Origin of the sequence: Holtiella tumoricola, assembly GCF_027857615.1 — a bacterium.
In the GTDB taxonomy this organism is placed as follows: Bacteria; Bacillota; Clostridia; order Lachnospirales; family Cellulosilyticaceae; genus Holtiella; species Holtiella tumoricola.
The window spans coordinates 1-13,880 of sequence record NZ_JAQIFT010000066.1 but is presented as its reverse complement, the minus strand read 5'-3'; the positions used below and the strand labels follow the sequence as shown (position 1 = coordinate 13,880).

The 13,880-nt window shown below is 34.2% G+C and carries 16 protein-coding genes and 3 tRNA genes; 4 read left to right on the top strand and 15 right to left on the bottom strand.

What is annotated here, in order from left to right; genetic code table 11:
- Positions 1-140: 140 nt before the first annotated feature.
- Complete coding sequence (locus tag PBV87_RS19090; RefSeq protein WP_271013392.1) at positions 141-1,340, top strand: hypothetical protein; 1,200 nt, start codon at positions 141-143, stop codon at positions 1,338-1,340.
- Between the two features lie 572 nt (positions 1,341-1,912).
- Here the strand turns inward: PBV87_RS19090 and PBV87_RS19085 are convergent.
- Together PBV87_RS19085 and PBV87_RS19080 are read right to left on the bottom strand one after the other, a co-directional pair.
- Positions 1,913-2,476, bottom strand: coding sequence for a GNAT family protein (locus PBV87_RS19085; RefSeq protein WP_271013391.1), 564 nt, complete (start codon positions 2,474-2,476; stop codon positions 1,913-1,915).
- A complete protein-coding gene (locus PBV87_RS19080) occupies positions 2,476-2,658 on the bottom strand; it encodes a hypothetical protein (protein ID WP_271013390.1) in 183 nt (60 codons plus the stop codon). The genes PBV87_RS19085 and PBV87_RS19080 overlap by 1 nt, the downstream gene beginning before the upstream one ends.
- A 342-nt stretch (positions 2,659-3,000) precedes the next feature.
- Between PBV87_RS19080 and PBV87_RS19075 the strand changes: the two genes are divergently transcribed.
- Complete coding sequence (locus PBV87_RS19075; protein ID WP_271013389.1) at positions 3,001-3,579, top strand: hypothetical protein; 579 nt, start codon at positions 3,001-3,003, stop codon at positions 3,577-3,579.
- A 49-nt stretch (positions 3,580-3,628) separates the two neighbouring features.
- On the opposite strand, the gene PBV87_RS19070 is transcribed toward PBV87_RS19075, so the two are convergent.
- The 4 genes from PBV87_RS19070 to PBV87_RS19055 all read right to left on the bottom strand — a co-directional run bounded on the left by PBV87_RS19070 (position 3,629) and on the right by PBV87_RS19055 (position 4,984).
- A complete protein-coding gene (locus tag PBV87_RS19070; protein WP_082238665.1) occupies positions 3,629-3,772 on the bottom strand; it encodes a YvrJ family protein in 144 nt (47 codons plus the stop codon).
- Positions 3,773-3,775: 3 nt separating this feature from the next.
- Entirely contained in the window at positions 3,776-4,006 is a 231-nt protein-coding gene (locus PBV87_RS19065; RefSeq protein WP_053983691.1) for a DUF2922 family protein, read from the bottom strand.
- A gap of 157 nt (positions 4,007-4,163) precedes the next feature.
- A complete protein-coding gene (locus PBV87_RS19060) occupies positions 4,164-4,361 on the bottom strand; it encodes a DUF1659 domain-containing protein (protein ID WP_053983692.1) in 198 nt (65 codons plus the stop codon).
- A gap of 53 nt (positions 4,362-4,414) precedes the next feature.
- Positions 4,415-4,984, bottom strand: a complete 570-nt coding sequence (locus tag PBV87_RS19055) for a sigma-70 family RNA polymerase sigma factor (protein ID WP_271013388.1) — start codon at positions 4,982-4,984, stop codon at positions 4,415-4,417.
- 290 nt (positions 4,985-5,274) lie between these two features.
- Here PBV87_RS19055 and PBV87_RS19050 point away from each other — a divergent pair, with 290 nt between their 5' ends.
- Both PBV87_RS19050 and PBV87_RS19045 read left to right on the top strand, forming a co-directional pair.
- Positions 5,275-6,186 (top strand): hypothetical protein, encoded by a 912-nt coding sequence (locus tag PBV87_RS19050; protein WP_271013387.1) that lies wholly within the window; start codon positions 5,275-5,277, stop codon positions 6,184-6,186.
- Between the two features lie 572 nt (positions 6,187-6,758).
- Entirely contained in the window at positions 6,759-7,478 is a 720-nt protein-coding gene (locus PBV87_RS19045) for a peptidoglycan recognition protein family protein (protein WP_271013386.1), read from the top strand.
- A gap of 101 nt (positions 7,479-7,579) precedes the next feature.
- Here the strand turns inward: PBV87_RS19045 and PBV87_RS19040 are convergent, their stop codons facing one another.
- The 9 genes from PBV87_RS19040 to PBV87_RS19000 all read right to left on the bottom strand — a co-directional run bounded on the left by PBV87_RS19040 (position 7,580) and on the right by PBV87_RS19000 (position 13,868).
- A complete protein-coding gene (locus PBV87_RS19040) occupies positions 7,580-8,863 on the bottom strand; it encodes a sulfatase-like hydrolase/transferase (protein ID WP_271013385.1) in 1,284 nt (427 codons plus the stop codon).
- 58 nt (positions 8,864-8,921) lie between these two features.
- The gene (locus tag PBV87_RS19035; protein ID WP_271013384.1) at positions 8,922-10,253 is read right to left on the bottom strand and encodes a PAS domain-containing sensor histidine kinase; all 1,332 of its coding nucleotides are present in this window, start codon (positions 10,251-10,253) and stop codon (positions 8,922-8,924) included.
- Positions 10,254-10,493: 240 nt separating this feature from the next.
- Positions 10,494-10,940: an Hsp20/alpha crystallin family protein gene (locus tag PBV87_RS19030; RefSeq protein ID WP_271013383.1), complete on the bottom strand. Its 447-nt coding sequence runs from the start codon at positions 10,938-10,940 to the stop codon at positions 10,494-10,496.
- A gap of 205 nt (positions 10,941-11,145) precedes the next feature.
- Positions 11,146-12,390 carry an alpha-L-fucosidase gene (locus PBV87_RS19025; RefSeq protein ID WP_271013382.1) on the bottom strand — a complete coding sequence of 415 codons (1,245 nt, stop codon included), beginning with the start codon at positions 12,388-12,390 and terminating at the stop codon, positions 11,146-11,148.
- Positions 12,391-12,632: 242 nt separating this feature from the next.
- Positions 12,633-12,758, bottom strand: coding sequence for a hypothetical protein (locus PBV87_RS19020; RefSeq protein ID WP_271013406.1), 126 nt, complete (start codon positions 12,756-12,758; stop codon positions 12,633-12,635).
- Between the two features lie 214 nt (positions 12,759-12,972).
- Positions 12,973-13,452, bottom strand: coding sequence for a hypothetical protein (locus PBV87_RS19015; protein WP_271013381.1), 480 nt, complete (start codon positions 13,450-13,452; stop codon positions 12,973-12,975).
- A 132-nt stretch (positions 13,453-13,584) separates the two neighbouring features.
- Positions 13,585-13,666, bottom strand: a tRNA-Tyr gene (locus PBV87_RS19010).
- Positions 13,667-13,669: 3 nt separating this feature from the next.
- Positions 13,670-13,742: transfer RNA gene (locus PBV87_RS19005), tRNA-Thr, on the bottom strand.
- A 52-nt stretch (positions 13,743-13,794) separates the two neighbouring features.
- Positions 13,795-13,868 (bottom strand) — tRNA-Arg (locus tag PBV87_RS19000).
- Positions 13,869-13,880 lie beyond the last annotated feature (12 nt).

Genomic DNA, 13,880 nt, shown 5'->3' with positions numbered 1-13,880 from the left:
TATACTACGGCACTGAAACTTCTAATGAAATCTCACTGTTGTCTAAAAGCCCTGTTACGAACTTACAGTTATGTACTACTTACTTTCAAAAATGAATAGACTGTACTATGTTAATCAAAATTTGAAAGAGGTGTGTTTTAATGCCCTATATTAATCCTTTTAAAAAATACCAAAGTAATTACGATACATCTCCTATTTTATGCTCTAGTTTGGAATTTTTAATTGACTTAAATAAAGAATTAGATCGTAGTATATTAGAAGTTTTTCCTATTAAATCACCTAACGCTATCCTTAAAGTAGAGTCCTCTAATCAATTATTAGAAGCCTATAGTTACATTGATAAGTGCTCAAACAAATTAGATATTGTAACAACTTTCTCCAATGTAAAATTTCAAGGATTTACTCAAAATAATGAACTAATTTTTTCAATCACCCCTAAAGAGCAAGCATCCCCCATCATAGCGACTTGCATTTTAAACGCAGATAATCAATTTTTTAATATTTTTTCACTTCGTAAGTATGCACATTTCCTTATGTGTGAGGGTATTTTTGAATTGCTTGAACCTATTATTAAATTGATGTTATGTAAGTTTCAAAATGATATAAAACAATTTCGTCTATTAACAACTGATGCTTATTATCTTAGAGCTATAACATCAACTCTATATAGAAACTATGATAACAATATTATCTTATATGTGGTACTAAATACTTTACATCAAATCAACTCTGATAATAGTAAGCAACTTATTATTTCAAATTATATTCTTGACTCCTCCCAGCTGTTTTTATATATTTCAACTTTACAACCAGAATATATACCAAATCTGGGTAACCTCTACTTTGGTGTAATGATATCAAATAATGAATTGGCAGAAGGAAGTGTTCGTATAGAACTTCATTATCGTTTTTCTACTTCAAACAATAAGTACTCCTTTGGATGTCTTCCCTCTTTAGATGATCCCTATATTGTTTTTGATCATAAGACATCTATACTCAAAGCAGTTGAAAAATTAACTTCTCTTAAGAATTTAATTTTTGAAAAAAACATAATGCATGACTATATCCAAGAATTAAGTAATATTACTGTATTTACTGAGGAGATAGCCTATTCTCTGCTAAAAAAAATAAACCAGACCAAGAATACCACTATTTCACCTAAATTTAAATCTACACTTGCACAATGGAAAAGTGATATTTTTGTAAAAAACACATATTCATTAATTGAAGGTTTGAATATAATAAGTAACCTTTCTGAAACTATTGACGATAAAATTGCTCTTGAACGCATCTACTATAAATTACTTCTTGAACTAGTACATAAGAAAAAATATACATAATTTAATACGTAGTGCATATCGTCGTTAATCATCAGCCCTATTCGAATAGTATTTATACAATCTTATGTTTAAATTAAACTGCTATATTTTTTATCCAATACCCTTTTATTATACTCTAACCCAACATGCCAGTACGTTTTCTGTTACCTCATGTAGTATTGGCAACTTAGTAAAAAGCTAATTCTCTAATAACTAACTACATTTTCAAACTAAAAAGACTCTGAGATATTGTTTTCCCAATCTTTTTACCCGCTATATGCAAAAAGAGGATTAGTGCTCTCCTCTATAAAATGTACTACTGTGTACTTTTCTATAAGCAAAATTGTCAAATAAACATTTTTATCCCAGTACATATACTTTTACGCAAATACCCATCCTTTCGTTTATTAGTGTACCCCCCTATTCTTTGGGAACATATAAAATATGTTTCCAGAGACATAAAAAGACACTAAAAAAGGCTAGAGCAAATGGCTCTAACCCTTGGTATTACTTAGTTTTCTTTAACAAGCAGTGCTACAGTCTCAACGTGGATTGAGTGCCGGTGGTAGTCATAATTGATGTAGTTTGTTTACCTAAAAATCTTCATTAACCCATCTATAAAGTTGTGTACAATCATGGTCACTATCTTCCATAGTAAACCTCATATCATACTCTAATTCCTCGAAGCCATTTCTTTTATATAAGTTGTAACCTTCTTTTGTTGAGTTGAGCGTGACAAACGTAGCACCTATATGCTGATTTGTAATGCCCTCAATTCTTTCTAGACACTCTATTAGCAAGATATCACTTAAATAAATTTTATCTCCCCATGGCAATGTATCATATACTTGCCTATGATATCTCTCATCCAATGCAAAATAATTGATATTAATTGCCCCTCCCATCCGAATATAACGGTTATTACCACTTACTTCTTCTATCCTATCTACGGAGCTCATTCCTAAATTATAGTAACCAATAATCTCATTATTTTCTTCAGCTAAAAATACATATGTCTTTCCTATATTAGCACTTAATGAGTAGTCTCCATTTTGCAAAAAGCCATCCAAGTATGTATTTCCAGAACTAAATCTTTCTGCTAACGGTAGTAGTTCTGGAGATAATGGATGTATATTTAATCCTTGCTCTTGTTCCATTATGCTTTATCCTTTGCTGTAACAACTAACTGACATTTTTGTGTCTCTGAATCTACCTTAACTGAAAATTTATGATTTCTTATATATTCGCTTCTTGCCCTTGCTTCTTCACTTAAAGGAGTCTTTTTTAATATTTTTTCCGTTGTTGTGTATGTTGTATTATTTGGGTATGCGTAGTTCATTTAATGACCTCCTTTACTTCTTAACAAATATCTTACCTTTAATAATATGCTCAATTGTACCATAAGTCAATCATATGCCCGTTTAGAAATCAAAAATGGACCTCCTAAAAATCTCGGAAGCCCATTTTAATCATTCTATATTTTTCTCAATTTTGCAATACTTTCAACATGTGTTATATGTGGCAACGTACCTATAAATCTATCATTTTATTGATTTACAAATCAAAATATATTTTTTTTATAAAATTTTCAATATTTTATTGTATTTTATTTAATTTTTATGTATAATTAAGTCATATTAAGAGTTTATCTTATACATTTATAATATGGGGGGTATTATTAATGATCTATTTAGCACCTTATGAAGAGTTACGTACTAAGAAAATCTATGTTATTGAACCATTTTTCAACACAAGTATTCCTACATTGTTACTTGGACAAGACTGCACACGTATTCGCTTTGAAGATAACTCAGAACAAATCTATCCTGAATCTATTAAAGATGTAATCGATCACTTACTTGCTGCCTATCATATTCCTTCTACCCTTCTCAGAAATCGTGCTTTACGTATGCTTCCTTCTTCAATTCAATCACCTATTCCACTTACTCCAATAGATGTTTTTCTTCCTTATAAAGCACGCGAAGTTCATACTAAAAATAACTGGTGTACGGGTTATATTAATCTTGCAGCATTAAGTGGCTTTAAGGATCTACACACCTTCATTCTTAAAAATGGCCAAGAGATCACACACCTTTCTTCCCTTCAATGCTTAAAATCGAAATTTCAAGCTAGCTATATTTTACATGATCACTTCTTACTTCATGTTTTTCCACATATGCGTTTAGATTTTGAGCCCAACATTGTCGACTATTCTTATACACTAGAATATCTTACTTCTATTTCTAAAAAGAATAACTAAATACATAGTAAAAAAAGACCAGCTCTCATTTTCGAGAGCTGGTCTTTTGCTATTCTCTAGATTCTAATACTTGGCTAAGATGTGTAATGGTGTTTGCTAATGTCTCTATTTTGCTTTCAATACGAATAAGTAAGTACATGGACAAGATAATGGGAAAGCCAAAATTACCAATTTGACTTAAGATTTGTTCCATCTCTTATGCCTCATCAAGATCAATAGCATCCACTTGTTGAATCACATATTTAGCCCCTACGATACTGTTGGCTTGAACATTCTCCCCAATGGCACCACTGCCTAACGCCTTTGTCATGGCTTCTTTTACTTGTGTACCTGAAAGGGTTTCTGCTGGGCTAGAGATGGTGATCAACTCTTCTGTCTTGGCTGGTGTACCAAAGGTAAGAACTAAATTTCTTTTTGTAACTTCCATACTGAGATTCCTCCTAAGTTAGTGTTATTATTTTCTTCTGTTAAAGCATTGTTCCAGGTTAAATTTTTAAGTTTTTATCAATAGCCTACAAACTGTTGTCTCTAAGATGTGCACTCGCTGTAACCTATGTTGCCATTATGTAAGTCGGCTCAATTGGTTAGGCTTCTAGAAGTAATAAGGTTTCTGTGACTTTTGTAACGGATTGGAGTGATTCTGCATTTAAGCTGCCAATAGCTGTGCCTAACGTATGTAAGCTTTCGTCTGTTGCTTGTTTGTTGCAGTGCCCTATAGTTTGTGAGCCTTTTGTAAATTTAAGTGCTACTTTCACTTCTTCTAGTACGCTTCGAATTGCCATATCCATTCCTCCTTGAGTTTAAATGTGTTTTAAGCACCGGTTGCTTATACTTACTATATACACAATAGGTCTGGATTTTCCTCAAAGATTTTCTTAAGTTTTTTGAGAAGATAATATTTCTTACTCGTTAAGGCCTTATAGGACAAGCCTTCAGCCGTTGCCAAGTCATTCAAACTTTTTTCACTAAAGTAAAGCTTAATCATTAATTTTCGTTCTTTTTCACTTAACCTATGTAAAGCCCACTCTATACTTTTTACCACTTCTTTTTGGAGTATTTGTTGCTCAACTTGAACTTGCTCATCTTGTATCCTATCCCAAAAGTTTTCTTCTCTCTCCTCTACAACAAGTACCTCTCTATTCTTACGTCTATAATTACTCCCCCATCTATAGAGCATCACTTTGTAATAGGCCGAGAAAGAAATCTCTTTATCTTGATTGTATGTATCTATGGCTGTACATAAAATCAAATAACTTTCTTGCATCAAATCCTCCACACTATAGTCCACTTCTTTCAGCTTATGTGCCCACTTGGTACAAAGTGGTTCAAAATGCTGCCATAGTTCATAGCTATATAGACTATGACTTTTACTTTTTCTCACTAATTCCTCAATTACTTCATACATGCTTCACCTAATTTTCCGCTGCAGCTTTTGTATTTGCGCACCTTTACTTTACCTCTTATGAAACATCTCGTAAAATTGGGGATTTGTCATTTTCCTTAAGGGTTTTGGCCATTTCTTTAAGGAAAATAGCTTTTCCCTTAAGGATTTTGATGATTTCTTTAAGGAAAATGTGTTTTTCCTAGAGGAAATTGAAATTTAGTACTTTTTTAAATTTTTTTGAGGAAAATGAAGGGTGGTTGTGTATATAAAGAGAGATAGAAATCAGTTTTTCTCATTTAGGAGGCGATTAGATGAAATCATTAATTTATTACCCAGAGCTTAATCCATATACAGGCAGCATTACTTCTAGCCTACTTTTTATGCAACTGGAGCATTGGTTTAAAGTGACCCGTGGCAAAACCTTTTATAAGTTCCTTGAGCCATGTGAAGCCCCTCAATATGTCACTGGAGATAGTTGGACAGAGGAGCTAAGCTTTGGTAAAACGGAATTTCGTACAGCTTTTAGTAACATCGGGAAGGTATATAAATCTAAAAAGGCTTACTTAGAAAGCAAGGATAAGTTTGAAGGGAAGTATTATCTGTCTTACTATGATCGTATCAAGCGCCTGACCTACTACGAACGTAATGAGACCTTAGTCAATGGACTTCTTAGAAGTTTGAATCTCTCATCTGGGTATTCAGAGACTAAACCTAACAAATCTAATCAAAACACTTCTTCAGATATAGAATCAGATGTACAAAAGTTATTTGAAACTTATTGCCCTAGCTTAAGTACCAAGGTACGTTTTACCCTCACAACCAAAATGCGCTTACATACTTTAGTCAAAGACATCACTGCTAAGGGGCTTAATCTACTAGAGACTTTTAAATCGGTCTTTTGTCAAGTAGAAGCTTCTGACTTCTTGTGTGGTCGGCTCTCTACATCCACTTTCCTAGCATCTCTTAGCTGGATCTTGAAGCCGGACAAGTTCTTTGCCATCTTAGACGGGAACTATACACCTTTTGCCTCCTCTATGCCTGACTCTACATTTGCAGCTCCAGCTTTACCAAGCTCTACGACACCTTTTGTAAAACCTACACGTCTTTTCAATCGTATGTACACCCATAATTTTGACATTGAAGCCTTAGAAGCAAGAGAACGTGCTTGGCAAGAGGCCAAATATGAAGCAAATCTGCACAATACTTCTATCTCTCTTTTATGATTTTTCACCAAAAACTATTTTTCTTTCAAAAATAGTAAGGAAATTCCAACCCTATTTTGTATATATATAGGTGTAAGGACGAGCTAGCAAACACATCCTAGGCCGTTTGCATCTCCTCCTTCACTCATTCGCTAAATGGAAATGTGTATCTTCTAGTAAGTTCTCCCCCTTCTTACTTTGAGATACAGGTTCCACTTAGCACCCCTACTCTATTCCCTGGTGGTGGCAATCTAAAGTAGAGTTAGGGTAATTGCTTATAGGTTTGATCGGCGTATTGTTGTTTGCTTGACAAGTTGCGTCTACTCCAACCCTTTAGCCTCTTACTAAGCGTCATGCCAACTGGCCTCAACGTGATACATGCATAGCATCCCTTTCACTTAGAGCTACGAGCCCCATGCCCCTTATTCAGTGTCTATAGGTTTGTATCGGATGTTTCTTGGATAGTAAGCCTTGGGCTGGACATGGTATAAGCTTTGCCACAAACAAAAAGCTAACTTAAAACTGCCTATTGTTACAAGGGGGAAGGCAGATTTAGGTTAGCTTTTTGTATTTTACTTTTAAAAGGAGACGTTATGATAAACTTAATGCTTACCCCACACTTTCTTACACCCAACCCTTATAGCCGCCCAGGACTTAAGCTGAGTCACATCCAAAAGCTTGTGGTACACTGGGTAGCCAATCCAAAGACCTCTGCTCTTAATAATCGTAACTACTTTGAAAACCTTAAGTCGGGTACCAGAGGCATCTATGCCAGTAGCCACTACATCGTAGGACTAGATGGCGAAGTCATCCACTGCATCCCAGATAATGAACGTGCCTACCATGCCAAAAATGCCAATACCTATAGCCTTGGCATAGAAGTCTGCCATCCAGACTGGGAGGGACAGTTCTCTCTTCCAACTTATGCCTCCCTTATTCAACTCCTAGCCAAGCTTTGCCATACTTATACCTTAGACCCGAACCAAGATATCCTACGTCATTATGATGTCACTGGCAAAGTCTGCCCCAAGTACTACGTGCAGCATCCTGCTGCTTGGACCAGGCTTAAAAGTGATGTTGTCACTTGCTACCAAGAGGCTTACTTACAACTTCCAACACTAGAGACTACTCCAGTACCGGAGAAGGTAACTGCCTCTATTCTCCTTAATGGTACACCCAAACAAGTAACTGCATTTATAGAGTGTGACCAATACTATATTAAACTAAGGGACTTAGCTGATGATAGACTCTTAGTAGACTACGATTGTACGAAGCACTTACCTATCCTTTGTGTTAAACCCAATCTTATCTAATTAAAGGCATTTATTCTAGAAAAAGAGCTACTTATCAGTCCTCATAATGAGGTGACCTTGATAAGTAGCTTTTTTCATTCCTATTTTCTTACTTAAAGCCTTTATTGGAGTAAAGCGCTATCTAATTGTTTCATCAAGCGCTCTATAGTAGAGGCATAACGCATATCCTCTATTAAATTCTCCAATTCATAAGGATCTTTTTCCATATCAAAAAGGAGATATGGCGTATGATCTGCTGTTCGGACACACAACTTAAACTGTTTGTCTCGAATCATTTGCCAGCCTGTATTGGGACAAATATATTCCGCTACGACAAAGTCTTGGGTAGTCTCCTCTTCCTCACGCAAATACCCCTTAAAGCTTCTACCATCCAGCGTGACATCTGTTGCTTCTTCTGCATAAGCCATTACGGAAGGAAAGATATCTATCCCTGATACGAGAGCATCGCTTATTTTATTCTTTAACCCTATAGGGTCCTTTACAATAAAAGGAACACCACAAGATTTCTCATAAGGTAAGCATTTGTTCTTCAGTCCATGACTACCTTGCATATCTCCATGGTCAGAGGTGAAGAGGATAAGGGTATCTTCTTCTAAGCCTAAGCGCTGTACTTCTTTTAGAATTTCTCCAACACCATGGTCTACTTGAGTGACCATCCCATTATAAAGCCTTATATACTCGTCCATATTATTGCCATAACGTTGATAATCTGGACAATTTTCATAAGGTCTTGGGCTATAAGGTGAGTAGGTTGGCGTATAAGGATCTACCTCTATATAATCCGGCGTATGTAAAATAGTCTTCCCTTCATAAAGCTTGGCATACTCTGGTAGCGGTTGCTCTGGATAGTGGGGTGCTTGATAACCTATGACTTGTAGAAAAGACTTATGGGTTGCCTTAAGAGCTCTTAAGTTCTCTATGGCTAAATGTGTTGTAATCTCTGTACGGTGTCCATCATATTCTTGACTTTCACCTTGTTCATTCCAAAAGATAATGTCTTTTAAAAAGCCATTATAGCATTGATAGCCTAAAAAATGCTTAAAGCTACCTTGTAAAGATGGCAAAATAGGTTCATTTCCGTTTCCTCCTAAATGCCACTTGCCTACAAAGCTTGTCTCGTAACCTAGTTTATTAAGCTCCCCTGCCAATGTCTTCGTCTCACTCAGTAAGGGTTGTCCATTATAGTGTACACCATTATGACTCGTATATAGACCTGTTAGAAGTGTCCCCCTATAAGGTCCACAGATTGGATTGTTAGAATAAGCATTTCTAAATAAAACCCCTTCTTCACATAACTGATCTAAATGAGGTGTAAATACCTCTTGATTTAATTTCCCTAATGCATATTTATGCATTTGATCAGCAAAGATAATAATAAAATTCATAACTTCCTCCCAGTTATATCTTATGTATTTTATTGTATTTTATAGTCTTTTAGAGCCTTTATAAATGATAGATGTCTGAAAACTCAATAACACATCTTTCTATATTAGAGGTAATGATTTTTGATGATTGCATTTTATCTATGTCCTGTGTTACCTGCTTAATGGGTAATGAAAAAGTGACTGTAGTCCCTCCATTTAATTGACTTTGTGCCCAAACATGTCCGCCATGCATTTCTACAAGAGATTTAACCAATGAAAGACCTATCCCGCTTCCTTCACACTTTCTTGTCAACGTATTATCCACTTGAGTAAATCGGTTAAATATATATTGTAATCTATTTTCTGGAATGCCTACTCCATTATCCGAAACAGCTATTCTTATTTCATGATCTAATTGTTCGATATATACCTGTATTTGACCAAACTCTGGAGAATATTTGATAGCATTTGACAATAAGTTAAGCATAATACGTTCAACTTTATCAGGATCACAAGCAATCACAGCTTCTTCAATCTCTGTATCAAAAATAAGCTCAATGGCTTTACCTTCTACATACTCGACTACTGACATCGTAATATCTTCTACTACACTTACAATATTATGATTTTCTAGATGAATCTCATAATATCCAGCATCTATTTTAGTCATATCGATCAAATTATTCACTAGCCTTAAAAGACGATTTGAATTTTGTTTAATCGAGTCTACATACTTCTTTAAATAAACGCCCTCCACCATCTTATCCTCATCTAAAGATTGATTAAAAAGTTGTGTGGCTGCCTTAATAATTGTAATGGGGGTGCGAAGCTCATGTGAGATATTTGCAAAAAACTCACTTTTTAACTGCTCAAGCTGTAGGGCTTCTTGTAATAACCTTTCTTTTTCTTCAATCTCTTTTTCATAGGTTATATCTCTACCACTACATACAAAGAGCGCTTCTTCCTTTTCTATATGACATCCATTCCATTCAATCCATCTGTAGTTACCTTCCTTACAACGATAGCGATTAACCACCTTTTTACATCTTGGTCCATCTACTCTTTGTCTAGAAGCTTGATAGGATATCTCCATATCATCTGGATGAATAATGTCTCTCCAACTCATATTAAGAAGTTCTTCTTCTGTCCAACCAAGAATGGTCTTCCAACTGTCACTTACCTTAATAAATCTTCCCATATTATTAAAAATAGCTATTAAATCTATAGATAAAAATAAAAGTGTTTCTAATTCTTCTTCTCTCTTTTCCCACTTTTCCAACTCACTTTCAATTTTCTCTATGCCCCCATGGGCTTCAACCCATGCTACCATCTGGCTAAATTGATCTTGTTGCTTGTGTTCTTGACTAATGGCTATAATAGGATTCTTGGGTTTCTGGGTTATCTGTCTCATATGTTCTCCTAATTAAAATATATTGGCTAATTCTTAATCCTATTTGTTAAAATACACTCTCTTTTAATATAAAATATTTTTGTACTATTGTAAAATAATTTTCTTCTTAAAAGACTTTTAGAAAACTTTCTAGCTATTCTACTTGCTTTCTATAGGATTCATGAATAAAAAAATAACCCCGTACATTTAAATAAAATATACTGGGTTATTCCTAAATACGCTTATAAACCTACTTATAGTCTATTGGATTGTGATACGATGTCTAGGTGGCTTTGCCTCTGTTTGTTTTGGAACAACAATCTTAAGCATGCCTTCTTCTAATTTTGCTTCAATGGCTTGTTCATTAATATCTTTCAAATAAATACTACGGCTCATCGCTGTCATATGTCTCTCTCTATGAATATAGTTAGGCTGTTCCTCATTCACTTCCTCTTGTCTTTTCACACCAATAATCAAGCTCTCATTATGATAATCTATTTGAATATCTTCTTTTTTGATACCTGGCATCTCTGCCTCTATTAAATAGGCACCCTCTATTTCTTTTATATCGACTTTAAAAGTGTCATTTCTTAAATCTCTTAATGGCATAAAACTGTTATTAAAAAAGTCATCGATAGCATTGTAAAAATCAGTTACTCCATTGTTATTTTGTAATCCATTTCTATTAAACGGTGTTAATCCAAACATATCAATTCCTCCTTCAAAAATTTTATGATGTATTAGCACTCTATATATAAGAGTGCTAATTTGTTTACACCATTAATATATTCCTTTCTAATTAATTTGTCAACCCTATTATATAATTATTTTAACGAATTTAAACACGATAGAAAATCAAAAAAGAGTAAGCTCTATCTTAGATCTTACTCTTTTCATAACTGCTCTATTTCATTTATTCTAATACGATTTTCGCTACACGTACTACTGTATTCATACCATAGCTAAAGCCTGTTGCATAAAGACTCATTAAACGTTCATCTGCATTTTGTATAAATCTTAATGACTCTTGATTGTCTACCCATTCAATGGATTTAATCTTTTGATTCAGACCAATGAAGTTTTTAAGGCCACTTCCTGAACCGCCTACTACAACATTGCTATCTCCTGTTACTTTTAAACCATGGATGAAAGCATAAAGTGTGTGATCGTCTACACGTAGTACAAAGTCATGACCTTCGCCTGAAATATCATCACAAGGTCTACCTTTGTAAATAGCTTCACCTTCTAACTCAATCCATTGTCCTACAAGTTTGAGCATAGCCCCTTGGATTTCTGGTACTGTACCATCTGGCTCTAATCCAATATTTAAAAGGTAATTGGCACCCATTCTTCTACTATAGCAAAGGGTTTCAATAATTTCAGGTACAGACTTATAGTTAAAGTCATGAGCCCCTACTCCCCAGTGATCATTAAGAGTTTGACACATTTCAGTAGCTAAATATTTCCTTGCTCCATCTTGATTCATACGTGTTGGGCGACCTTGTTCGAAAGTCACACTATCTATTTCTAAATTGCCTTTTTCTCCTCTATGAGAAAGTCCTGTATTATTCACAATAATAGCATCTGGTTGATGTTTACGAATGACTTCATAAAGTGCATCTTCTTCCCAGTCTTCATTTGGTTTACTCCAGTTTCCATCAAACCATAAACCACCTATTTTACCATACTCGCTACATAGGATTTCTACAGAGTCTCTTAGATATTTTAAATAAGCTTTAAAATCCTTATCAAAGCTTTCTTCATGCCAATCTAATGTTGTGTGATAGAAAAATGGGATAATGTCATATTTATTACATGCATCTACATACTCACGAACAAGGTCGCGTCCAATAGCATGTGGTGCATCATATGTATTAAGTCCTTTCGTATCAAATAATGAGAAGCCATCATGATGCCTTGTTGTCAGTACAATATATTTCATACCAGAAGCTTTTGCAACCTTTACCATGTCTTCTGCATAATAAGGTCTTACTGCAAAGGTCTTAACCAGCTCTTCATACTTTTCTTTGGGTACTTGATAAAAAGATTGATACCATTCTCCTTTTCCTACTTGTGAGTACAATCCCCAGTGTACAAACATTCCAAATCCTAAATCTTCAAAATCTGCAATACGTTTAAGTGGCATTGGTGTCGCCATATGTAAATCCTCCTAGAATAATAAAATACCTTTATAGTTTAATATTATTTATGTACATATGTCAAACTTATTTGAAGTTATTTATTATATTAATACTACTTTTTATTATCCTATCATTATATTTATTTCTGTCATATACAAAAGATTGATTGAGCTTTATGATATGCTCTATTGATAGGTTCACTTCACTTCTTCTACATGAAAAAGAGAGCTTAGAAAGCTCCCTTTAATAAGATTTAAAATTAACGACTCTTTTCGTTTTTACAACCATGAACACCTATTTTTTCACCGTTTATAATACCTTTATCTGCATTATCTGTTGGATCTATTTTTCTTAGAGTTGGATTACTTTTGTCTCTATCTTTCATTCTATTTTTGTTATTATGCATAAGAACGACCTCATTTCTTTAAAGATGATGTTTTCTTACCTTCTTTAGATTGTTTTTCATAGTCTTTTGCTTGTTTAGGTGTGAAATTTGCAAAGCCAGTTTCTTTTGCCATCTTGAATACCTCCTAATAAATTGTTACTTACTTATTATCTAGAGATTTGATGATTATTATGCTAGCAAAAAAATTCTATATTTATTTTAAAGATAATTCATCCTTTACATTTGTCAAAGCACTTAATATAAAACTATTGATTCTTAAATGGATATCGTAATAATCAACTTGATCTTGCACTTTAGTTTCTGACAAATAATCGATCAGATTTTGTCCCATATCTTCTAAATATAAAGTTATCGCAATCAGAGTGGTTATTTTTCTTTTAGCAAATTTATCTAAATCGTTCTTTTTATATTCCTCTAATTCAGTTCTAATATCTGATATTTGTGAAATATACACATGGACTAAATCTATATTACTTTTATTGGATTTCTGCTGAAAATGATTAATATACCCATTTTGTGATATGGACATATACTGCTTTCTTATATTTTCAATTTTATCTATACTTTTCTCTAATTGTTGATTTGAAATACTGGCTGTAGCCTTAATACTGGGTACAAATAACACAAATATTAAGGCTAAAATGAGACTTTGTTTAATTAATTTTCTTTTCATACATCCTCCAAATTAATATGCCTTTAAATGATATGTTTTCCTTATAAAGTATTAATTATCCTAAATAATCCCTTAATTATTTTTAGCAAATAAAAAAGTCCTACAAACTTACGTTTGTAGGACTTTTTGGGATGGAGGGAGAAGGATTCGAACCTTCGAAGGCGGTGCCAACAGATTTACAGTCTGCCCCCTTTGGCCACTCGGGAACCCCTCCATAAGCCGACGATCGGACTCGAACCGATAACCTGCTGATTACAAGTCAGCTGCTCTGCCAATTGAGCCACGTCGGCATACTTATGTATTAGGCATATTCACTTTTAAGTTTTACTTAAGAAGTAAAAACGTGCACAGAAGGATTCGAACCCTCGGCCTTCTGATCCGTAGTCAGACGCTCTATCCAGCTGAGCTATGCGCACATGTTTTAATGA

What these genes read in the sequence shown, in the direction of transcription:
- PBV87_RS19090 (WP_271013392.1), top strand. Translation starts at nt 141, where the DNA reads ATGCCCTATATTAATCCTTTTAAAAAATACCAAAGTAATTACGATACA.
- PBV87_RS19085 (WP_271013391.1), bottom strand. Translation starts at nt 2,476, where the DNA reads ATGGAACAAGAGCAAGGATTAAATATACATCCATTATCTCCAGAACTA.
- PBV87_RS19080 (WP_271013390.1), bottom strand. Translation starts at nt 2,658, where the DNA reads ATGAACTACGCATACCCAAATAATACAACATACACAACAACGGAAAAA.
- PBV87_RS19075 (WP_271013389.1), top strand. Translation starts at nt 3,001, where the DNA reads ATGATCTATTTAGCACCTTATGAAGAGTTACGTACTAAGAAAATCTAT.
- PBV87_RS19070 (WP_082238665.1), bottom strand. Translation starts at nt 3,772, where the DNA reads ATGGAACAAATCTTAAGTCAAATTGGTAATTTTGGCTTTCCCATTATC.
- PBV87_RS19065 (WP_053983691.1), bottom strand. Translation starts at nt 4,006, where the DNA reads ATGGAAGTTACAAAAAGAAATTTAGTTCTTACCTTTGGTACACCAGCC.
- PBV87_RS19060 (WP_053983692.1), bottom strand. Translation starts at nt 4,361, where the DNA reads ATGGCAATTCGAAGCGTACTAGAAGAAGTGAAAGTAGCACTTAAATTT.
- PBV87_RS19055 (WP_271013388.1), bottom strand. Translation starts at nt 4,984, where the DNA reads ATGTATGAAGTAATTGAGGAATTAGTGAGAAAAAGTAAAAGTCATAGT.
- PBV87_RS19050 (WP_271013387.1), top strand. Translation starts at nt 5,275, where the DNA reads ATGAAATCATTAATTTATTACCCAGAGCTTAATCCATATACAGGCAGC.
- PBV87_RS19045 (WP_271013386.1), top strand. Translation starts at nt 6,759, where the DNA reads ATGATAAACTTAATGCTTACCCCACACTTTCTTACACCCAACCCTTAT.
- PBV87_RS19040 (WP_271013385.1), bottom strand. Translation starts at nt 8,863, where the DNA reads ATGAATTTTATTATTATCTTTGCTGATCAAATGCATAAATATGCATTA.
- PBV87_RS19035 (WP_271013384.1), bottom strand. Translation starts at nt 10,253, where the DNA reads ATGAGACAGATAACCCAGAAACCCAAGAATCCTATTATAGCCATTAGT.
- PBV87_RS19030 (WP_271013383.1), bottom strand. Translation starts at nt 10,940, where the DNA reads ATGTTTGGATTAACACCGTTTAATAGAAATGGATTACAAAATAACAAT.
- PBV87_RS19025 (WP_271013382.1), bottom strand. Translation starts at nt 12,390, where the DNA reads ATGGCGACACCAATGCCACTTAAACGTATTGCAGATTTTGAAGATTTA.
- PBV87_RS19020 (WP_271013406.1), bottom strand. Translation starts at nt 12,758, where the DNA reads ATGAAAGATAGAGACAAAAGTAATCCAACTCTAAGAAAAATAGATCCA.
- PBV87_RS19015 (WP_271013381.1), bottom strand. Translation starts at nt 13,452, where the DNA reads ATGAAAAGAAAATTAATTAAACAAAGTCTCATTTTAGCCTTAATATTT.